General features: G+C 38.8%; 16 protein-coding genes and 1 pseudogene. 3 read left to right on the forward strand and 14 right to left on the reverse strand.

Annotated elements, in window-relative coordinates:
- Position 1: 1 nt before the first annotated feature.
- Genes QM857_RS00515 through QM857_RS00530 form a run of 4 tightly spaced genes read right to left on the reverse strand, consistent with a single transcriptional unit; the run spans position 2 to position 3,090 of the window.
- Positions 2-604, reverse strand: coding sequence for an L-threonylcarbamoyladenylate synthase (locus QM857_RS00515; protein WP_414274703.1), 603 nt, complete (start codon positions 602-604; stop codon positions 2-4).
- Entirely contained in the window at positions 588-1,424 is an 837-nt protein-coding gene (gene prmC / locus QM857_RS00520) for a peptide chain release factor N(5)-glutamine methyltransferase (protein WP_414274704.1), read from the reverse strand. The genes QM857_RS00515 and prmC overlap by 17 nt, the downstream gene beginning before the upstream one ends.
- Positions 1,424-2,503 (reverse strand): peptide chain release factor 1, encoded by a 1,080-nt coding sequence (gene prfA / locus QM857_RS00525; protein ID WP_016465888.1) that lies wholly within the window; start codon positions 2,501-2,503, stop codon positions 1,424-1,426. The genes prmC and prfA overlap by 1 nt, the downstream gene beginning before the upstream one ends.
- A complete protein-coding gene (locus QM857_RS00530) occupies positions 2,500-3,090 on the reverse strand; it encodes a thymidine kinase (RefSeq protein WP_016465889.1) in 591 nt (196 codons plus the stop codon). The genes prfA and QM857_RS00530 overlap by 4 nt, the downstream gene beginning before the upstream one ends.
- Before the next feature lie 124 nt (positions 3,091-3,214).
- On the opposite strand from QM857_RS00530, the gene QM857_RS00535 reads away from it, so the two are divergent.
- Entirely contained in the window at positions 3,215-3,397 is a 183-nt protein-coding gene (locus QM857_RS00535) for a 4-oxalocrotonate tautomerase (protein WP_049487149.1), read from the forward strand.
- Positions 3,398-3,511: 114 nt separating this feature from the next.
- Positions 3,512-4,885, forward strand: coding sequence for a tRNA uridine-5-carboxymethylaminomethyl(34) synthesis GTPase MnmE (gene mnmE, locus QM857_RS00540; protein ID WP_414274705.1), 1,374 nt, complete (start codon positions 3,512-3,514; stop codon positions 4,883-4,885).
- A 285-nt stretch (positions 4,886-5,170) separates the two neighbouring features.
- On the opposite strand, the gene hemH is transcribed toward mnmE, so the two are convergent.
- Positions 5,171-6,265, reverse strand: coding sequence for a ferrochelatase (hemH, locus tag QM857_RS00545; protein ID WP_414274706.1), 1,095 nt, complete (start codon positions 6,263-6,265; stop codon positions 5,171-5,173).
- Positions 6,266-6,419: 154 nt separating this feature from the next.
- Between hemH and pepT the strand changes: the two genes are divergently transcribed.
- Complete coding sequence (pepT, locus tag QM857_RS00550) at positions 6,420-7,643, forward strand: peptidase T (protein WP_414274707.1); 1,224 nt, start codon at positions 6,420-6,422, stop codon at positions 7,641-7,643.
- Positions 7,644-7,786: 143 nt separating this feature from the next.
- Here pepT and QM857_RS00555 read toward each other — a convergent pair.
- The 9 genes and pseudogenes from QM857_RS00555 to QM857_RS00595 all read right to left on the reverse strand — a co-directional run.
- Positions 7,787-10,952: pseudogene (locus QM857_RS00555) on the reverse strand (pneumococcal-type histidine triad protein); the annotation flags it as partial.
- A 7-nt stretch (positions 10,953-10,959) separates the two neighbouring features.
- Positions 10,960-11,886, reverse strand: a complete 927-nt coding sequence (locus tag QM857_RS00560; RefSeq protein WP_414274708.1) for a metal ABC transporter solute-binding protein, Zn/Mn family — start codon at positions 11,884-11,886, stop codon at positions 10,960-10,962.
- Between the two features lie 191 nt (positions 11,887-12,077).
- Complete coding sequence (locus QM857_RS00565) at positions 12,078-12,989, reverse strand: bifunctional riboflavin kinase/FAD synthetase (RefSeq protein WP_414274709.1); 912 nt, start codon at positions 12,987-12,989, stop codon at positions 12,078-12,080.
- 55 nt (positions 12,990-13,044) lie between these two features.
- Positions 13,045-13,980, reverse strand: a complete 936-nt coding sequence (locus QM857_RS00570; RefSeq protein WP_414274710.1) for a dihydroorotate dehydrogenase — start codon at positions 13,978-13,980, stop codon at positions 13,045-13,047.
- Positions 13,981-13,990: 10 nt separating this feature from the next.
- Complete coding sequence (locus tag QM857_RS00575; RefSeq protein ID WP_049495207.1) at positions 13,991-14,791, reverse strand: dihydroorotate dehydrogenase electron transfer subunit; 801 nt, start codon at positions 14,789-14,791, stop codon at positions 13,991-13,993.
- A gap of 248 nt (positions 14,792-15,039) precedes the next feature.
- Positions 15,040-15,729 carry a CTP--phosphocholine cytidylyltransferase gene (locus QM857_RS00580; protein WP_049495205.1) on the reverse strand — a complete coding sequence of 230 codons (690 nt, stop codon included), beginning with the start codon at positions 15,727-15,729 and terminating at the stop codon, positions 15,040-15,042.
- Between the two features lie 12 nt (positions 15,730-15,741).
- Entirely contained in the window at positions 15,742-16,620 is an 879-nt protein-coding gene (locus tag QM857_RS00585; RefSeq protein ID WP_414274711.1) for a DMT family transporter, read from the reverse strand.
- Positions 16,610-17,485 (reverse strand): phosphotransferase, encoded by an 876-nt coding sequence (locus QM857_RS00590; RefSeq protein WP_414274712.1) that lies wholly within the window; start codon positions 17,483-17,485, stop codon positions 16,610-16,612. Before QM857_RS00590 ends, QM857_RS00585 begins: the two co-directional genes overlap by 11 nt.
- Positions 17,486-17,491: 6 nt before the next feature.
- A complete protein-coding gene (locus tag QM857_RS00595) occupies positions 17,492-18,514 on the reverse strand; it encodes a ribitol-5-phosphate dehydrogenase (protein ID WP_414274713.1) in 1,023 nt (340 codons plus the stop codon).
- Positions 18,515-18,516 lie beyond the last annotated feature (2 nt).

Genomic DNA, 18,516 nt, shown 5'->3' on the forward strand with positions numbered 1-18,516 from the left:
ATCATACCTCCTCAAAAGGAATTTCAGGTATCTTGGCAAGGATATCTTCTCGAGTTATCGAACCTTGGCGTAGGATTCTTGCCTTACAAGCAGTCAAATCTAAAATAGTCGAATCTTGACCTGTTAAAAAAGCATCATCTTCTATTCCCAGAACCTCTTGTCCTAAGTCTTTTAAAATTTCTTTAAAACTAACACCACTTGTATGTCCTGAAATGTTAGCAGACGGGCCGATTAAGGGACCAAACTCACGAATCAATTCTAGAGTGACGGGATGACTGGGCATGCGAAATCCAACAGTCGTCAAGTCTGAATTGACCCAATAAGGGACCTTGTCATTAGCTTCTAGGATAATGGTTAAAGGCCCTGGCAAAAAACTTTTAACAAGTTGTTGTAAACAAGGTGGCTGATTCTTGGAAAAGTTCAAGATATCGTCTAAACTAGCAACATTGAGATTGAGAGCCTTATCTCTAGGGCGACGTTTGAGCCGATAAACATGGTCAACAGCCTTCTCATCCAAAGCTTTCGCAAAAAGGCCATAAACTGTCTCAGTTGGCAAAACTACTGCTCCACCCTTTTCCAACTCTTGCTTAATTTTCTCCATCATCAATGACAACCATCCTATCTTGGCCAAATTGGTCTTTGAGCGTTCGAACTCGTTTCTCAGGAAGATTTTCCATAAAGAGAGCGGGTACACTTTGACCTTGTTTGTAGCCAATTTCAAGATAAATCTTACCACCGTCATTTAGATAGTCCTTTGATTCTTCTGCGATTCTGCGATAGATCGCTAGACCTTCCTCGTCTGCAAAAAGGGCTAAATGTGGCTCTGAATGCAGAACATTCAAACCAACTTCTTCCTCATCTGCTCGAGAAATGTATGGTGGATTGGATACAATTATATCATATTTTGAAGAAATTTCGGAGAAACAGTCAGATTTGATAAATGTGATTTCTAAATCTAAACTCTTTGCATTCTCAGATGCTAGATCTAATGCATCTTGTGAAATATCAGCAGCTGTGACTGACCAATCTGCTCTATTTTTAGCTAAAGAAAGGGCAATTGCACCACTTCCTGTACCAATATCCAAGACCTTGAGATTTCCATTAGGATTTTCAGCTAGGATAAGCTCCACCAACTCTTCTGTTTCAGGTCGAGGAATCAAAACCCGCTCATCTACTTTTAACTGCATCCCAAAGAATTCAGCATGACCTATAATGTACTGGGCAGGTATATGATTTGCCAGTTTCGTGTAAATTTCTTTTACTAAGTGTTTATCTTCCTCTGTTACCTCTTGCTGGAGAGCAAAGACGAATTCTGTAAAAGAGAGATTTTTTAGGCTACGATAGACAAAAGAGAGGCTTTCTGCTTCCTCTCCTTGTGCTATTAACTTTTCCTCAAAATCTTTAAATAGTTGAGCTAATTTCATTACTTGTTTAATTCTTCTAATTTTTGTGTTTGGTCATAAAGAACCAAAGCATCTACAACTTCATCTAATTTACCAGCTAGAATTGTGTCAAGTTTTTGCAAAGTCAAGCCGATACGGTGGTCCGTGACACGGTTTTGTGGGAAGTTGTAAGTACGAATACGCTCTGAACGGTCACCAGTACCGATAGTAGATTTACGTTCAGCATCTTGCTCATCTTGGGCAATCTGAGCAAAGTGGTCTGCCACACGCGCACGGATGATTTTCATAGCCTTCTCACGGTTTTTCTGCTGGGTACGTTCTTCCTGCATCTCAACCTTGATATTAGTTGGCAAGTGAACGATACGAACGGCAGTCGCAACCTTGTTGACGTTCTGTCCACCAGCACCAGAGGCATGGTAGATATCGACACGAAGGTCTTTTGGATCAATATCATATTCAACTTCTTCGATTTCAGGCATAACGAGAACTGTCGCTGTTGAGGTATGCACACGACCTTGACTTTCTGTCACAGGAACACGTTGCACACGGTGGGCACCTGACTCATATTTAAGTTTAGAGTAGACAGACTGACCTGAAACCATGGCAACCACTTCTTTAAAACCACCAACGCCGTTCATAGAAGCTTCCATGACTTCAAAACGCCAACCTTGAGCTTCGGCATACTTTTGGTACATAGTTAGAAGATCTCCAGCGAAGAGAGCTGCTTCATCTCCACCAGCTGCACCACGGATTTCTAGGATAATGTTTTTATCATCGTTTGGATCTTTAGGAAGAAGCAAGATTTTCAGTTTTTCTTCGTACTCTTCTTTTTCTGCCTTAGCATCCTTGAGTTCTTGCTTGGCCATTTCTTCCAAATCAGCATCTCCTCCTGATTCCTTTATCATCTCTTCAGCATCAACGATGTTTTGGAGGACTTGTTTGTACTCACGGTAAGCTGTGACGGTGTCACGAGTGGAAGCTTCTTCTTTTGAGAGCTCCATGAAACGCTTGGTGTCTGAAACGACATCAGGGTCACTGAGCAATTCTCCTAATTCTTCATAACGGTCTTCTACTGCTTGTAGTTGATCATAGATATTCATTCTGTGTTATTCTCCTTATTGATTTCAGGGGCAAAATAATGCTTACGGCAAACTGAGATATAGGTTTCATTTCCACCAATCTGGATTTGTTCACCATCATAAACAGGCAGTCCGTCCTGCGTACGCAAAACCATAGTCGCTTTTTTCTTGCAATACTGACAAATGGTCTTAATCTCATCAATCTTATCTGCTAAAAGCAAGAGGTGTTTGGAACCTTCAAACAGCTCATTGCGAAAGTCATTCTTCAAACCAAATGCCATAACAGGTATATCTAACTCATCGACAACACGAGCTAAATCGTAAACATGATGACGTTTTAGAAATTGAGCTTCATCAACAAGCACACAGTAAGGCTTTTCAGGCAAATCCCGGATAAACCCAAAGATATCTGTTGTTTCGTCAATGGCAATTGCTGGTCTTTTCATTCCAATGCGACTAGAGACATAACCGACACCGTCACGTGTATCCAGAGCTGAAGTCATAATCACAACTCCTTTTCCTTGCTCCTCGTAGTTATAGGCAACCTTGAGAATCTCGATGGTTTTTCCAGAGTTCATGGTCCCATAACGATAATACAACTGTGCCATGCTTCTATTTCACGTCCATTTCTAAATTTTTTGCTACATTCTAGTATACCATATTTTCTCAAAGCTTTAAATGGCAAAATGTGGTAAAATAGAAGAAATCAAATAACTAGTGGAGGACGTAATTATGCCATTTGTACGCATTGATTTATTTGAAGGACGCACTCTAGAGCAAAAGAAAGCCCTAGCCAAGGAAGTTACGGAAGCTGTTGTTCGTAACACAGGAGCACCTCAGTCAGCTGTTCACGTTATTATTAACGATATGCCTGAAGGAACTTATTTCCCACAAGGTGAAATGCGCAATAAATAAAGCTTAAGCATTCTGCTTAGGCTTTTCTTTATAAGTGGCATTCGTTGAATAAAACGCTATATTTTGTTACAATTTTAAATGATATTTGTATATAAATTGTAAAAAGGAAATGAAATGATTACACGTGAATTTGATACCATTGCCGCAATCTCGACTCCGCTTGGAGAAGGGGCTATTGGGATTGTTCGTTTAAGCGGAACGGATAGCTTTGCTATCGCCCAGAAAATTTTTAAAGGTAAGGATTTGAGCAAGGTTGCTAGTCACACTCTAAACTACGGACACATCGTTGATCCTCAGACTGGAAAGGTTATGGACGAGGTCATGGTTGGTGCTATGAAATCTCCAAAGACCTTCACTCGTGAGGATATTATTGAAATTAATACCCACGGTGGAATAGCCGTAACTAATGAAATCCTACAACTGGTTATCCGTGAAGGGGCTCGGTTGGCAGAGCCTGGTGAGTTTACTAAACGTGCCTTCCTTAACGGTCGTGTGGACTTGACTCAGGCTGAGGCCGTTATGGATATCATCCGTGCCAAGACGGACAAGGCTATGAATATTGCGGTCAAACAACTAGATGGTTCCCTTTCTGAGCTCATTAACAATACTCGCCAGGAGATTCTTAATACACTAGCTCAAGTTGAAGTTAATATCGACTATCCTGAGTACGACGATGTGGAAGAGGCTACTACTGCTGTTGTCCGTGAAAAGACTTTAGAATTTGAACGATTATTGACCAATCTTCTAAAAACAGCACGTCGTGGGAAGATTCTCCGCGAAGGAATTTCAACAGCCATCATCGGACGCCCCAACGTTGGGAAATCAAGTCTACTCAACAACCTTCTACGAGAAGATAAGGCCATTGTAACTGATATCGCTGGGACAACTCGAGATGTCATCGAAGAATACGTCAACATTAACGGGGTTCCTCTAAAATTGATTGATACTGCAGGTATTCGTGAGACGGATGATATTGTTGAGCAAATCGGTGTTGAACGCTCGAAAAAAGCTCTTAAGGAAGCTGACTTGGTACTACTAGTACTGAACGCTAGTGAACCTCTTACTGCCCAGGACCGACAACTTCTCGAAATTAGTCAAGATACCAACCGTATTATTCTTCTCAACAAGACTGATTTACCAGAAGCGATTGAAACTGCTGAGCTTCCAGATGATGTCATCCGCATTTCAGTCCTCAAAAATCAAAACATCGACAAGATTGAAGAGCGCATCAACAACCTCTTCTTTGAAAATGCTGGCTTGGTCGAACAAGATGCTACCTATCTATCCAACGCCCGTCATATTTCTCTGATTGAGAAAGCTGTTGAAAGCTTACAAGCTGTAAACGAAGGCATTGAATTGGGTATGCCTGTTGATCTACTTCAAGTTGATTTGACACGCACTTGGGAAATTCTTGGGGAAATCACCGGAGATGCAGCGCCTGATGAGCTTATTACTCAATTGTTTAGCCAATTTTGTTTAGGTAAATAAGAAAAACTAGTTTAAAAAATGCTAGTCACCTAAAAAGAGGTTGGGACAAAAAGTTCCCGACCTCACTTTTTATTATCAATCATAATTTGACGCGGTAGCTGATTGAACTTTTTGTTCGTTTTTTAGACTCCAAAAAACTCCTAATCATCCTCGCGGGGCTGGGACTACGAAATCAAGACTTTGTCTATCGATTTCTATCCCACCGCCTTTTCTTTCACCTTCTAAGTTATATCCTGCCTTAGCGGATATTTGAAACAAAACTTACCAGTTCTTTTCTATTTTTACTTAGTCTTTGGGTAATTTGCCAGCTTTTTCAAGCATTTTTTTGATTAAATAAGGCATCTTGACATTTTCACGACCTTTTTTCTCAATTAATTTTTTAACAAATTCTGGCATTTGTAAATCTTGAGATTCAGCCAAAATGTTTTTAGTATCGTCTGAAGGAACTAACTCATCAAAGGTCTCTTCATCTGGGAGGAATTCTCTAAATTCTTTATGTTCGTTAGCTCGAATAATATTGACCAAGGCATCAATCAAACGAGAATCTGTATTTGGCATTGGTGGACGATGGTAGTTCACACCCAATTCCTGACACAAATCATGACATTCCACATCGTTGTCAAACAAAACTTCAATGTGCTCACTGATAAAACTAATAGGCACAAAAATATAATGCTCTGGATGTTCTTCCTGTTCTCTAAGATATTCCAAGACATCTGGCTTAATCCAAGGAATACCAATATCACTTTCGCTCTGCCAAGTGTTGGTATATTGGTCTGGTTTCAAGCCTAATTTCTCAGCAATTAACTTGCTATTTTCGAAAATCTGGTCAATATAGGGATCGCCAAAATCCAAGGCAAAAATGGGCACACTGTGGGCAGAAAAGATGACTTTAAAGCTATCCTGTTTCACCTTTTCTTTTAAAATCTTAGCAATTTCATCTGTCCAATAGTTTAATAGGGCTTCTTCTTGATACCAGTCCTTAATAACTAAAAACTGAATTTGTTTGCTTTCCAAAAACTTTTCATAACCCATGACAGAGTAAAAGGAATAGTGTGGCTCCAAAATCAAGCAAATACACTTTTCAATTCCATCTGCTTCCATTTGCCGAATCACGTCTGGAATAAAGGGAGTTGAAAATTTATTGGCAAAATAGACACTATATTCATTTCCCAATCTAGCTTCTACTAAGGAAACTTCTTCACGGGTAATTTTTTGAAGTGGAGTTCCTCCAATTCGAACATAATTATCATAAAGTGTTTGAATCTCGTGATCTTGAGGTCGAACTCCACGACGAATGTTAGTAAAAAAGTCGGCTACTCCTTCAAAGGTAATCTCTTCTGGGGAACCAAATGTCATCATTAAAATCGCTTTTTTCATCTCTGCATCCTTGTGATATTTTTATCTTTTTTATTGTATCACTAAAACAGCCATAAGTAAACGCTAACATAAGAATGTTACCTCCCTTCTGACTTTTGTTTTTCTCTTCTTTCTATGATACAATGGTTTTAAAAGAAGGAAAAAAGGAGTTACGATGAAATATCCAACATTGTTGGAGCGTTTTTTGACTTATGTCAAAGTCAATACTCGTTCTGACGAACATTCAACCACTACACCAAGTACCCAAAGTCAAGTAGACTTCGCAACTAATGTCCTCATCCCTGAGATGAAACGTGTTGGTTTGCAAAATGTTTACTACCTACCAAACGGTTTTGCTATTGGAACCTTACCAGCCAACGACCCAAGTTTGACTCGTAAGATCGGTTTTATCTCTCACATGGATACAGCTGATTTTAATGCTGAAGGTGTCAATCCACAAGTTATTGAAAACTACGACGGTGGTGTTATCGAGCTTGGCAATTCTGGTTTCAAGCTTGATCCAGCAGATTTTAAGAGCTTAGAGAAATATCCAGGACAAACCTTGATTACTACTGATGGAACTACTTTGCTCGGGGCTGATGACAAATCTGGTATCGCTGAAATCATGACCGCTATCGAATACTTGACTGCTCATCCTGAGATTAAACACTGTGAAATCCGTGTTGGCTTTGGTCCTGATGAAGAAATCGGTGTTGGTGCTAATAAATTTGATGCAGAAGACTTCAATGTTGACTTTGCTTATACAGTTGACGGTGGACCTCTAGGTGAATTGCAGTATGAAACCTTCTCTGCTGCAGGAGCTGAACTTCACTTCCAAGGCCGTAATGTTCACCCAGGAACAGCTAAAGGACAAATGGTCAACGCTCTCCAGTTAGCCATCGACTTCCACAATCAACTCCCAGCTGGTGACCGACCTGAGTTGACTGAGGGTTACCAAGGTTTCTACCATCTCATGGATGTAACCGGAACTGTCGAGGAAGCGCGTGCTAGCTACATCATTCGCGATTTTGAAAAAGAAACCTTTGAAGCGCGTAAGGTTGCCATGCAAGCTATTGCTGATAAGATGAACCAAGAACTTGGTAGTGATCGTGTAACCTTGACTTTGACAGACCAATACTACAACATGAAAGAAGTTATCGAAAAGGATATGACTCCAATCACTATTGCTAAAGCAGTGATGGAAAATCTTGATATTACTCCTATTATCGAGCCTATCCGTGGAGGAACAGACGGTTCTAAAATTTCTTTTATGGGAATTCCAACTCCAAATATCTTCGCTGGTGGTGAAAATATGCATGGACGTTTTGAATATGTCAGCCTTCAAACTATGGAGCGTGCAGTTGATACAATCATTGGCATTGTATCTTACAAAGACTAAAAAAGAAGTAGCAAAGCTACTTCTTTTTTAGTTGACTACTTTCTCACTTGTTTCTGGAGAACTAGTCGTTGGATTGCTTGATTCAGTCTGTTTGTCGCTTGCTTGATTACTTGTTATTTCAGAACTTGCTTCATCCGGCTTAGCTTTGGATTGAAGTTCTTGGTTTAATGAGACAATTTCTTGCGCAAGAGCTAGAAGAGCTTGCTTGTCTTTGCTTGCAGCTGATAATTTATCAAACAAAGCATCCACTTTTTCAAAGTCCGCATCAGAACCATTATTCATTTCCAAATAAGTATGTAGGGCAAGGACTCCATTATATAATTTTTGATAGAGAAGCAAAACCTCTGGGTCTTGATTAGCATTCTCACGTTCAGTCTGAATGGTTTGTGAAATACGTTTTATAAGATCTTGGACTTGTGTGTTTAGTTCATCAAGGTCTGCATCGTCTTTATCTAGAGCAGCTTTCAGGTTTTTCACCTCGTCAGCGAGTGAAGCTTTTACGCCTTCTTCTTTGACTTGAGCAACTAATTCTTCAGCTTTCGTTAAGAGTCCTTCTACTTGAGCTTTTCGAACATGATTGCTTTGTTCCTCAGGCTTAATATCATCATACAAACCTTTCAAAAACTCATAGACTGCTGTTTTAGCACTATGGCCATCCACTTTTTCTGTATCTAAAATCGTTTCAGAAGGCTTACTTGTAACAGGTTCATTCTTCAGAGCTTCTTCAACTTCCAGTTTTGTTTGATAGATTTCTGGGAATAGTTTGTTCAAGTCAGTCGCCTTAAGGAAGGATTGTGATTGATAAAGTGTCCAAGTTAAGTTAGCAATTTTATTTCTAAGAGTGTCATTTAAGTGATTATCAGATAAATGTTGATAGAAATACTTAATGTACTCGACTGTTGTAACTCCAGTACGGTCATTAAAATCTTGCAAAGCTTGTAGCTTAGCTTCAACTGCATCTAAACCTGCTTCATCTTGGGCTAGTTTATTTTCTTGAAGCTGAGTCAATAAATCCTTCTTAGGAAGTCCGTAAGCATCTGTGTCTAAGGTATTAATCTTATCTACTAAAGCTTGATATTTCTTGTCTAAAGGACTGATTTCTGTTGGTTTGACACTTGAGTCAATGTGAATATACTGTTTGTCAAAGAGATCTAAAGCAGCCAGATAGCCAGCTGTAGAATTGGTTGAAAGCTTCTTCATATTTTCAGAGAATTGACCTAAGGCAAGCTCAATTTGTCTTTGTAAAATAGGTTTATCCTTGTAAACTTCACGACTTTCTGCTAGAAGTTGTTCAACCTTGTTTTGAACAGTCGTTTCATCAAATGCACCTGGTTGGTAGTTAGATTGCAAGGCAGGTATTTTGTTTTTTAGAGCCACTTCATAGCCCTTGGTTTGAACTTTAATATAGTGGTTGTGGTCGCCATGAGGGATAACAAAGCTACCATTTTCAACCTGCAAGCTATAAGGAGAGACTCCATCACGTAGAGCAGTTGTATAGAGTTCGTTTAGGAAATCAAGCTCTGCATCACCTGTTTGAAGCGGAATACGAACGTGTTCCTTACGAACGGCGTAAGGGTGAATGTGAGTTGGGTCATAAGCCTGGTCTGGATTTCCGAATACAAAGAATCCATTTGAAATTCGGATCGCTTCAAGCGGAACACCATAGGTTTTAGAGATATAAGCCATCTTTTCTTCATCGCTAGCATCTCGAGAGAAACTTTCTACAGTCTTGGCAAGAGGTTTTACAGGCTCTGCCTGATGGTGTCCATGTAAATGTTCCAGCGCCGCCTTAATCTGCTCTTTCGACAAATCTTTCTTAAAGAAATAGTGGGCATGGTCTCCATGTGAAACCACAAAACCTTGCTCATCCTCACTAATCACTCGCTCAGCTGCAAAGCCATGATCATGTTCATCTTCATGATGCTCGTGTTTCACTTCATTCTCTTTAGGAGTGTTATGATTATCTTTTGGAACTTCTGTTTGGCTATGCCCATGTAAATGTTCTTGAGCTGCCTTTATCTGCTCTGCTGACAAATCTTTTTTAAAGAAATAATGTGCATGATCTCCATGTGAAACTACAAATCCTTTATCATCTTCACTGATCACTCGATCAACTGCAAAGCCGTGATCATGGTCTTCACCATGATGGTGGTCATGCTCATCTTCATCATGGTCCTCATGACTTGGACTTGGTGTCACTGGTGACTTAGCTTTCAAATGATCTTGTGCTGCCTTGATTTGCTCAGGTGTCAAATCTTTCTTAAAGAAGTAATGATTGTGATCACCATGACTCATGACAAAACCTTCTGAATCTTCACTTATAATTCTATTTGCATCAAAACCATGATCGTGTTCCTCTTCTTCATGGTGAACATGTGGTAACGGATTATTTGGTGTAGAATTAGAAGGACTTTCTAAGTTTGGAGTGTTAGATTGTGCTTGATGATTGTTAAGAGATGATTTAGGGATATAGTGATAGTGGTCCCCATGTCGTACGATATAAGCATCGCCAGTATCTCTGACAATATCATTAGGGTTAAAGACATAACCATCATCTGCTGCAGAAACACCATTATTCGGTGTCAGTGACAAGGGTTGACTGAGAGCTGAACTATTGCCAGATAAATAAGCCTTTGCGGCAGCTAATTCACCCGCTGACAGATCACTCTTAGGAATGTAATGATAATGACCTCCGTGAGGAACGATAAATGCATCACCTGTATCCTCTATGATATCCGCAGGATTAAAGACATACCCATCGTCGGTTGTGTATCGACCTTGTGCTCTAGCAGCAAGAACTTCTGTGCTTACACTACTTTGATCTGAAGTATGTTCTTGTTTTTGGCGCTCAATTTGCTCTTTGCTACGAATATTATCTGCATGACTAGCATCTTTCAAGTAGACATAGTACTTCCCATCCACCTTGATAATGTAGCCACCCTTAATCTCATTGATAATATCTTCATCTTTCAACTGATAGTTTGGATCTTTCATGACTAACTCTTCGCTAAAGATGGCATCATATGGTACCTTACCATTGTAAAAATGAAAATGGTCGCCGTGTGAAGTCACATATCCTTGGTCTGTAATCTTAGTAACAATCTGCTCAGCTTCTATTCCTTCCTTCTTGCTAACTTGGTCCGGTGTCAGAGATTCATTTTTCTTAGCTTCAGATTCTTTTCCATCAACATATGATACACGATTGCTTTCTTTTTTCTCAGGTGCTTGATGTTGATTTAAAGCATAGACACATACACTTAAGGTAAGGACCACTGCAGATCCTGCTAAATATTTTTTATTAATCTTCATAATCTCCTCATTTCAATTCTTGTGCTAAGATAGCCATATTTTCTTCAAGATTCTCCAAGTAAGACTTGTCATTTTGTGGATCAGCCTCTAAAGGATTTAAAGTTTTAAGACTCACACCTGTTGATTTTACAAGTGTGTCAGCAACTTTAGAAGAAACATTGCTTTCAGTAAAAATAGTTTTGACTTTATAAGTCTTTACAAATTCTTGAATTTCAGTCAATTGTCTTGGACTTGGTTCTTGGTCAGGTGAAATACCAGCAATCCCTAGTTGATTTAGACCAAACCGTTTGGACAAATAAGAAAAAGCCGTATGTTGCGTTACAAATGTCTTCTGACTTGATTTTTCAAAGATTGGTTGATACTTCTTAGTAAGTTCATGAGCTTTATCACTAAAACTTTGTGCGTTTTTCTGATAAATAGCCTTATTAGCACTATCTAGTTCCGATAGCTTGTCAGCAATAATCTGTGCTTCTTCAGCAACCTTTTCAGGATCAAGCCATGTATGAGGATCATACAAGGTCTTCTCGTCAATCCCTTTCCCGGCATCCATATCTTCTAAGCCGGGAACTCGCTCCAAAGTCATTCCATCTGAAGCTTCTATGACTCTTACTTTGGAATTCTGTAGGCTAGGATCTAGACTTCCTGCCCACGACTCCAAGGTATGTGAATGATAAATAAAGACATCAGCATCATAAATAGCTGCAATATCATTTGCAGAAGGCTCGTAGGAATGAATACCGGAACTCGACTGAATCATCCGAACATCGTTTAAATCACCAGAAACCTCTTTAACCATGGCGTAGACTGGATAAAAACTGGTCACTATTTTCATTCCCTTGTCTTCCTTGCTTTCTTGATTGTCCTTTTGTCCACAAGCTCCTAAAACGAGAGCAAAGAAGGCCAGCATAAGCCAAAGGATACTTCTTTTTTTCATCACAACTCCTTAACTAGTGTTTAACCATTTAATTAACTAGTAAACATTCTACTCCTTAAAATTTAAGATGTCAAGCTAAAACTTTGCTTTTTCCCAAAATTTTACCGATTGTAAAAATATCTCTAAGACTCTTAATCGACTACTTTTGAAAAACAAAAAGCTCGAACAATCATCCGAACTTTTTGATTCTTTTATTTTCTTGCAGCTTGTTCATCTTCTTCGAGTTGTTTGACCAGTTGTTCAATGCCGTCAAATTTCACCATATCTCGGATACGATCTAACCAATAGACGGTCACAGTCTCTCCATAAATATCCTCATCAAAATCAAAGATATTGACTTCAAAGCGCTCTTCTTCTCCATCGAAGGTAACATTCTTACCGACACTGGCCATCCCTCGATAGAGTTTTCTCTTGATTTCGATATCAACAGTATAGACACCATCTGCTGGCATATAAGTACGGTCTAAGAGGACAAGATTAGCAGTAGGATATCCAATTGTACGGCCACGAGCATTGCCATGTACAACAATTCCTCTTGTTGGAAGGGAGCTTCCTAGTAATCGCCCTGCTTCTTTCACATCCCCTTCTAGGATGGCTTGACGAATACGAGTAGAGCTAATCTTTCCTTTTTCATCTTCTACAGGTGGAACCACGACCACATCTCCATCAAAAATTTCTTTTAAATCCTCTGCAGATTTTCGATCTGAACCTAAACTATAGTCAAATCCAACTACAATGGTATCAGCTTTAACTTCCTTGACAAAGGTATCTACGAACTCTTGCGCCGTCATATTAGCAATACGACTTGAGAAATCCATAAGATAGAGATTTTCAACTCCAGCTCGTTTAAATTTGCGTTCACGCTCTTCTGCATTTAGGATATGAAGCAAATTTTCTGGCGAATAGGCTTTTAAGGTTAATTTTGGTGATTCATGAAAGGTAATTAGAGCAACGCTTAATCTCTTCTTAGCAGCAATTTCACCAGCAATGCTAAATAATTTTTGATGACCAAGGTGAATCCCATCAAAATATCCTAATACAAGGACTGTTGGGCCTGGAGTTGCAATGTCTTTTTCAGTTTTAATAGGTATTGTTACAATCATAGTCATATTATACCAAAAAGAAGAATGCATTCAAAACATTACGAATTTAAAAAGATTACAGGCTACTCTTCACTTCTTTTCTCAGTTGTTGCAAACTTTCGATATGATACTTGTCCATAACTTTTGGTAGGTTATCAATGATATCAGGGCAGGCATATGGATTGGTAAAGTTTGCTGTACCGACTCCAATTGCTGACGCACCAGCTAAGTACATTTCTATAGCAGCTTCAGCTGAATCAACTCCTCCCATACCAATGATTGGTAGATTGGTAGATTGGGCTACTTGACGGATCAATTTGAGAGCTACTGGAAAGACTGCTGGTCCAGACATACCCCCTGTCCCATTTGCAATGATTGGCTTTCTAGTTTTGAGGTCAAAACGCATACCAACAAGGGTATTAATCATGGTGAGTCCACTAGCTCCAGCATCCTCTGCTGCCTTAGCAATAGTTACAATGTCAGTCACACTTGGTGTTAATTTAACGTAAACGGGTACATCAGAAGCCTCAACAGCTGCCTTTACCACATCATAAGCCAACTCAGGGTCCTGTCCAATTAAAAGTCCATGATTGCCATGATCGACGTTAGGACATGAGATATTGAGCTCGATGGCTTTTACATTAGTTGCGTTAGAAATTCCATGAGAAACGGCTGCATACTCTTGTTTTGAAAATCCAGCAACATTGGCGATAATAGGGAGATTTGGATATTCTCTTTCAAGCCAAGGTAACTTCTCAGACAGAACGACATCTAAACCAGGATTTTGTAGACCAATAGCATTAAGCATACCTGCAGGAGTTTCTGCCACTCTTGGAGTAGGATTACCAAAACGCGGCTCAAGAGTAGTTGCTTTAATCATGATAGATCCTAAAAGGTCCAAATCATAGTATTTGGCATACTCTTGACCAAAACCAAAACAACCTGAAGCAGGAATGATAGGGTTCTTTAACTCTAAACCAGGTAGAGAAACTTGTAATCGATTTTTAGTCATGACACTCTCCTTATAAAACTACTGTTCCTGTTTTAAATACAGGTCCATCCTCACAGACACGTTGACTAACTGTTTCACTATCTGGCACTTTTAAGACGCAAGCATAACAAGCTCCCATACCACAAGCCATACGCGATTCTAAAGATAGATAGGCTCTTGGATGGTCGTAAAAGGTTTGATTGATGTATTTCATCATACCAGGTGCTCCACATGAGTAGATGGCATCAAATTCAGTGTCAAATTCATTAATCACAACTGAGACATTTCCCTTGATGCCATAGGAGCCATCATCGGTCGTCACAAAGACTTTGCTGTATTGGGATAATTCGTCTTCTAAAATGACAGCATCTTTAGTAGCAAATCCTAGAACAGTTGTAATTTCCACACCACTCTTATGTAGTTGTTTAGCTACTTCGAGTAAGGGTGGTACTCCGATTCCACCACCGACTAGGAGAACATGACTCTGCTTGTCTAAATCAGATAAATCAAAACCATTTCCTTGAGGGCCCATAACATCTAAGCTATCACCAGTTTTTAAGGTTGAAAAGATAGCTGTACCAGAACCTTCGATACGATAAATCAGATGGCATTGTTTCTTAGATTTATCTATGGATGAGATTGAAATTGGACGACGCAAGAGGTGGGCATCATCAGGTACACGTAAATGAAGAAATTGTCCAGCTTTCATAGCTTCAACCATTTCTCCTTCAAGTACTAGCTCAAAGATTGCTGGTGCGATTTCCTCTTGAACAATCACTTTCATATTTTCCAAGCGAATAGCACCCATTCGTTTTCTACAATTTGGATTCATAACTTTTCCTCCTTAAATTTTAAGGGGATCAGATAAAGAAAAACCTTGCTATTGCAAGGTTTCAGTTAAGATATTTACACAAAAGTAGCAAATAAGCACCTGCTTACTTGTTTCCATTGTAGCTTCTTTTCTCTGACACCTTGTGAGTCTCTCTGGACTTCCCTTAAAGGTTAAATTTTCACTAGTATACTGTATCAAACATGAAAAGTCAAGTAAAAATAGGTAAGGTATCAGTTCATATAAGTTGCTTATTTTTGTGAAGAAAGAATTTTTTCTAGTTTTTGATAATCTTTAACACTGTCAATTTCGTAGATAGAATTTTCTTCTAACTCCTCTACGTAAACATCTAGTTCTTTGATATTATCTTTAACCATGTTGTCCCAGTAAAGGTCTACAAACTCGCCGCTTGCATAAGCCTCATTGATAAATCCAACAATTTTTTCAGCTGTTGGAGCATCCCAGAACGACACTCCACTCAAGATACGTCCGTTTTTGCTATCGACAATGATGTCTTGAACTTTGTAGTCATCACCATAAACTAGGAACCACTCATTATCACAGTCTTCACGGTAAACACTAAAGTAAGTTGAACGCTCGATATCATTGCGGAACATATTCTTGAAAAGATAATTATCAGCATCAATAACGTAGCTGTTTGCCAACTCTTCTTTTACCAAGTAAAGAGAGTAAAAGTTATTGTAATCCGCATACTTATCGTTGAAAACTAAACGCACACCGTATTTCTCTTTGAGATAGTCGAACTGTTCTTTCAAATAACCTACGACGATGATAATGTCATCAATTCCTCGTTCTTTTAAATATTCAATTTGATATTCAACCAAAGGTTTTTGATTGACTTTAACCAAGGCTTTGGGAGTATTTTCTGTCATAGGACGTAAACGAGTTCCCAATCCCGCTGCTAAGATGATCGCTTTCACGCGTTTTCTCCTTTATTCTTTAATGATAATATAAACACCAGCCATTACAACAAATGAAGTTATAATGGTCAAGACAGTCAGAGGTATCCCCAAGAACATCGCTGCAAACAGGACAGTCCAAACTACATAACTGACATTTAAACCAGTTGCTTTTGCTGGTTGCAATCGATTGATAGCCATATAGTAGGCAAGATAAGAAATCATATTAAATGCTGCAAAGACAATTAATAGACCAAACAATTGGCCATTTGCCACTTCTGCAAATGAGTGATGCGAGAAAAGCACAATAACAAGATAAGACAAGAAGGATGTAACTTGACGAATCAAGAGAGCTTCAATTTCGCTGAGGTCACTTTCCATAGCAAAGGAGCTCAGAACACTTTCACTTCCCCAAGCAAAAGCACAAATCAAAGCACATAGAATACCTATGTAGAAAGAATTAACCTGCTCTGCTTTATAGGTCTGAGCAATAATCCCAGCAATGATTAGAAAGATACCAAAAATTGTATTTTTGGAAATCTTGTGCTTCAAAAAGAAGAAGGCTAGCAAGACTGAGACTGCCGGATAAATAGCTGAGACTGACGAAGCTAATGAACTTCCAATATACTTAACCGCATAGAGATTGGCCTGCATACCAATCGGACCGGCTAGTAAAGCTCCGATGATAACACTGACATTTCGAATGTTCAAGAAGATTGAAAAACGAACTTTGCCTTCCTTAACTAGAAGATATCCTAACAAGATAAAAATACTTAGGAAATCGTGTGCTGCTGCTACTACAAAGGGCGATAAATCCGTGAATATTGAAAAGATATAAGCACTAATAGTTAATCCTAATCCCCAGAACACACCTGATAGTAGCCCAAAAGAAACTCCATTTTTAGTTTTCATTTAAATCTCCTTCAGACTCTAATTCTTTTACTGCTCTATTGTAACGAGAGATTCCGTAATCTCCGAAATCTGCACCATTTTCTTCTTTGTAAATAGTCCAAAGACTCCAAATGATATCTTGCAAGATTTTGTAAATACGAATTTTCTCCCTTGAAACTGGAGTCTTGTCACTCTCGTAATGACTTAAAAAGTCTTCTTCTTCTGCACTTGTAAATTCAGATTCTAGGAAGAGGGCTGCCAAATCCCACATAGGATCATTCATAGAAGAATATTCCCAATCAATTAGATAAAGATGTCCGTCTGGACCTTCAATAAAGTTTTCTGGAACCAAATCAATATGACATGATTTCTTATCAATTCCAATTTGTTCAAGCTCTTCTTTCAGAGAAAATACAGCCTTTCTGACAGCTTCATAATTAGGATAAGAAATCTCCCCTTGAATCAATGATTCATATTTTTTAATTTCCTCAAAAGGAGCAAACTCTCCTTTCAATTCTTTACCAGAAGCATGAATCGTTTGTAAAATTGGAGCTATCTTTTCAAATTTAGTTTTAATGGTATTAAAATTAAGTGTCTCAGCATTTTCGATGTACTGATTAACCTTGATACCTGCTTCGATATCAAAAAGATAATTTTCTACATCTAATTTTAAATCTTTCAACAACTCAAGATTGTACTTCTCGTTCTGACGGTCGATTAATTTATCAGTACCTTTACCGAAAAACTTAACGATGTACTGGTTTGAGGTTGTCTTAACCAAATAGTTTTGATTGGTCATCCCCCCCAATTGTTCAACGATCTGAATTTCTTCGTCAGCTGACAATAAGGAAGCAATCTTTGCTTTAACGATTTCCTTCACAATCATCCTCCATTATAATTCCCACTTAAAGACTGTCTTAAATGCGGTATTTAAGTCAGTTGCAAAAACTCGGTGAATATCTTTAATTTCTCTGACTGGTTCTTCTAGATAAATGATATTCTTCAAACGATTGGCAAATTTTTTAATTTCCATCATTTGGATAGCATTTTCAAAGTCAATTCTTCCTGAACGTGAAGAGCCGACTAGTAACAAGCCTTTTTCCAATGAATCCCGAGTGTTGATGTTGACCTTATACTCACTAACACCCATCATCAAAATGGTCCCTTGTGGTTTGATGTAACGAATCAAGTCATTAATAGCAGGCCCGCATCCATCACCACCACAGCATTCGAAACCATGGTCAAAACTTAAATCTTCTGGAATACTATCAGTAATGTAAAGCTCTTTTGCAAATGAGAAGAGTTCTAATTTCTCCCAATGACGTCCGATAACAATAATCTCAGCTTCAGGCAGAGTATAGTTAATAATATTAGCCATGACAAAAGCTAAACTTCCATCACCAATGACAGCAATTCGTTGACGTCTGCTGTGAGATACCGTCATGAAACGATTCATAGCATGCATGCCAACACTGACAAACTCTGTAATGGCAGCAACTGTATCTTCGATATCTTCGTATGATACCACACGATCCTTAGGCAGAGATACAAATTCTCGCATAAATCCATCATGGCCACTCGATAGGAAATACGTTCCAGTCATGTAGTTTTCGTAGAATTCCTCATCGCTTTGCATAGGTGGTTGATTTGGAATCATGACAACCTTCTGACCAACTTTGTAGGTACCTGTTGGGTCAGAAATAACAGTCCCACAAGACTCATGAATCATAGCCATTGGAAGTTTCTTTGATAAGATTTTTGGATCACGTTTTCCTTGATAGTAGCGCTGATCCGCATGACAAACAGCCATATAGTTTGGTCGGATGAGAATATGATTCTCTTGATCAATTTCTTCTTCCTGATATTTAATATTAATAAACTTTGGTTTTGTCAGTTGATAAATTTGATTAATCATGT

This window comes from Streptococcus infantis, assembly GCF_047463315.1.
In the GTDB taxonomy this organism is placed as follows: domain Bacteria; phylum Bacillota; class Bacilli; order Lactobacillales; family Streptococcaceae; genus Streptococcus; species Streptococcus infantis_AB.

What these genes read in the sequence shown, in the direction of transcription:
- QM857_RS00515 (WP_414274703.1), bottom strand. Translation starts at nt 604, where the DNA reads ATGATGGAGAAAATTAAGCAAGAGTTGGAAAAGGGTGGAGCAGTAGTT.
- prmC (WP_414274704.1), bottom strand. Translation starts at nt 1,424, where the DNA reads ATGAAATTAGCTCAACTATTTAAAGATTTTGAGGAAAAGTTAATAGCA.
- prfA (WP_016465888.1), bottom strand. Translation starts at nt 2,503, where the DNA reads ATGAATATCTATGATCAACTACAAGCAGTAGAAGACCGTTATGAAGAA.
- QM857_RS00530 (WP_016465889.1), bottom strand. Translation starts at nt 3,090, where the DNA reads ATGGCACAGTTGTATTATCGTTATGGGACCATGAACTCTGGAAAAACC.
- QM857_RS00535 (WP_049487149.1), top strand. Translation starts at nt 3,215, where the DNA reads ATGCCATTTGTACGCATTGATTTATTTGAAGGACGCACTCTAGAGCAA.
- mnmE (WP_414274705.1), top strand. Translation starts at nt 3,512, where the DNA reads ATGATTACACGTGAATTTGATACCATTGCCGCAATCTCGACTCCGCTT.
- hemH (WP_414274706.1), bottom strand. Translation starts at nt 6,265, where the DNA reads ATGAAAAAAGCGATTTTAATGATGACATTTGGTTCCCCAGAAGAGATT.
- pepT (WP_414274707.1), top strand. Translation starts at nt 6,420, where the DNA reads ATGAAATATCCAACATTGTTGGAGCGTTTTTTGACTTATGTCAAAGTC.
- QM857_RS00560 (WP_414274708.1), bottom strand. Translation starts at nt 11,886, where the DNA reads ATGAAAAAAAGAAGTATCCTTTGGCTTATGCTGGCCTTCTTTGCTCTC.
- QM857_RS00565 (WP_414274709.1), bottom strand. Translation starts at nt 12,989, where the DNA reads ATGATTGTAACAATACCTATTAAAACTGAAAAAGACATTGCAACTCCA.
- QM857_RS00570 (WP_414274710.1), bottom strand. Translation starts at nt 13,980, where the DNA reads ATGACTAAAAATCGATTACAAGTTTCTCTACCTGGTTTAGAGTTAAAG.
- QM857_RS00575 (WP_049495207.1), bottom strand. Translation starts at nt 14,791, where the DNA reads ATGAATCCAAATTGTAGAAAACGAATGGGTGCTATTCGCTTGGAAAAT.
- QM857_RS00585 (WP_414274711.1), bottom strand. Translation starts at nt 16,620, where the DNA reads ATGAAAACTAAAAATGGAGTTTCTTTTGGGCTACTATCAGGTGTGTTC.
- QM857_RS00590 (WP_414274712.1), bottom strand. Translation starts at nt 17,485, where the DNA reads ATGATTGTGAAGGAAATCGTTAAAGCAAAGATTGCTTCCTTATTGTCA.
- QM857_RS00595 (WP_414274713.1), bottom strand. Translation starts at nt 18,514, where the DNA reads ATGATTAATCAAATTTATCAACTGACAAAACCAAAGTTTATTAATATT.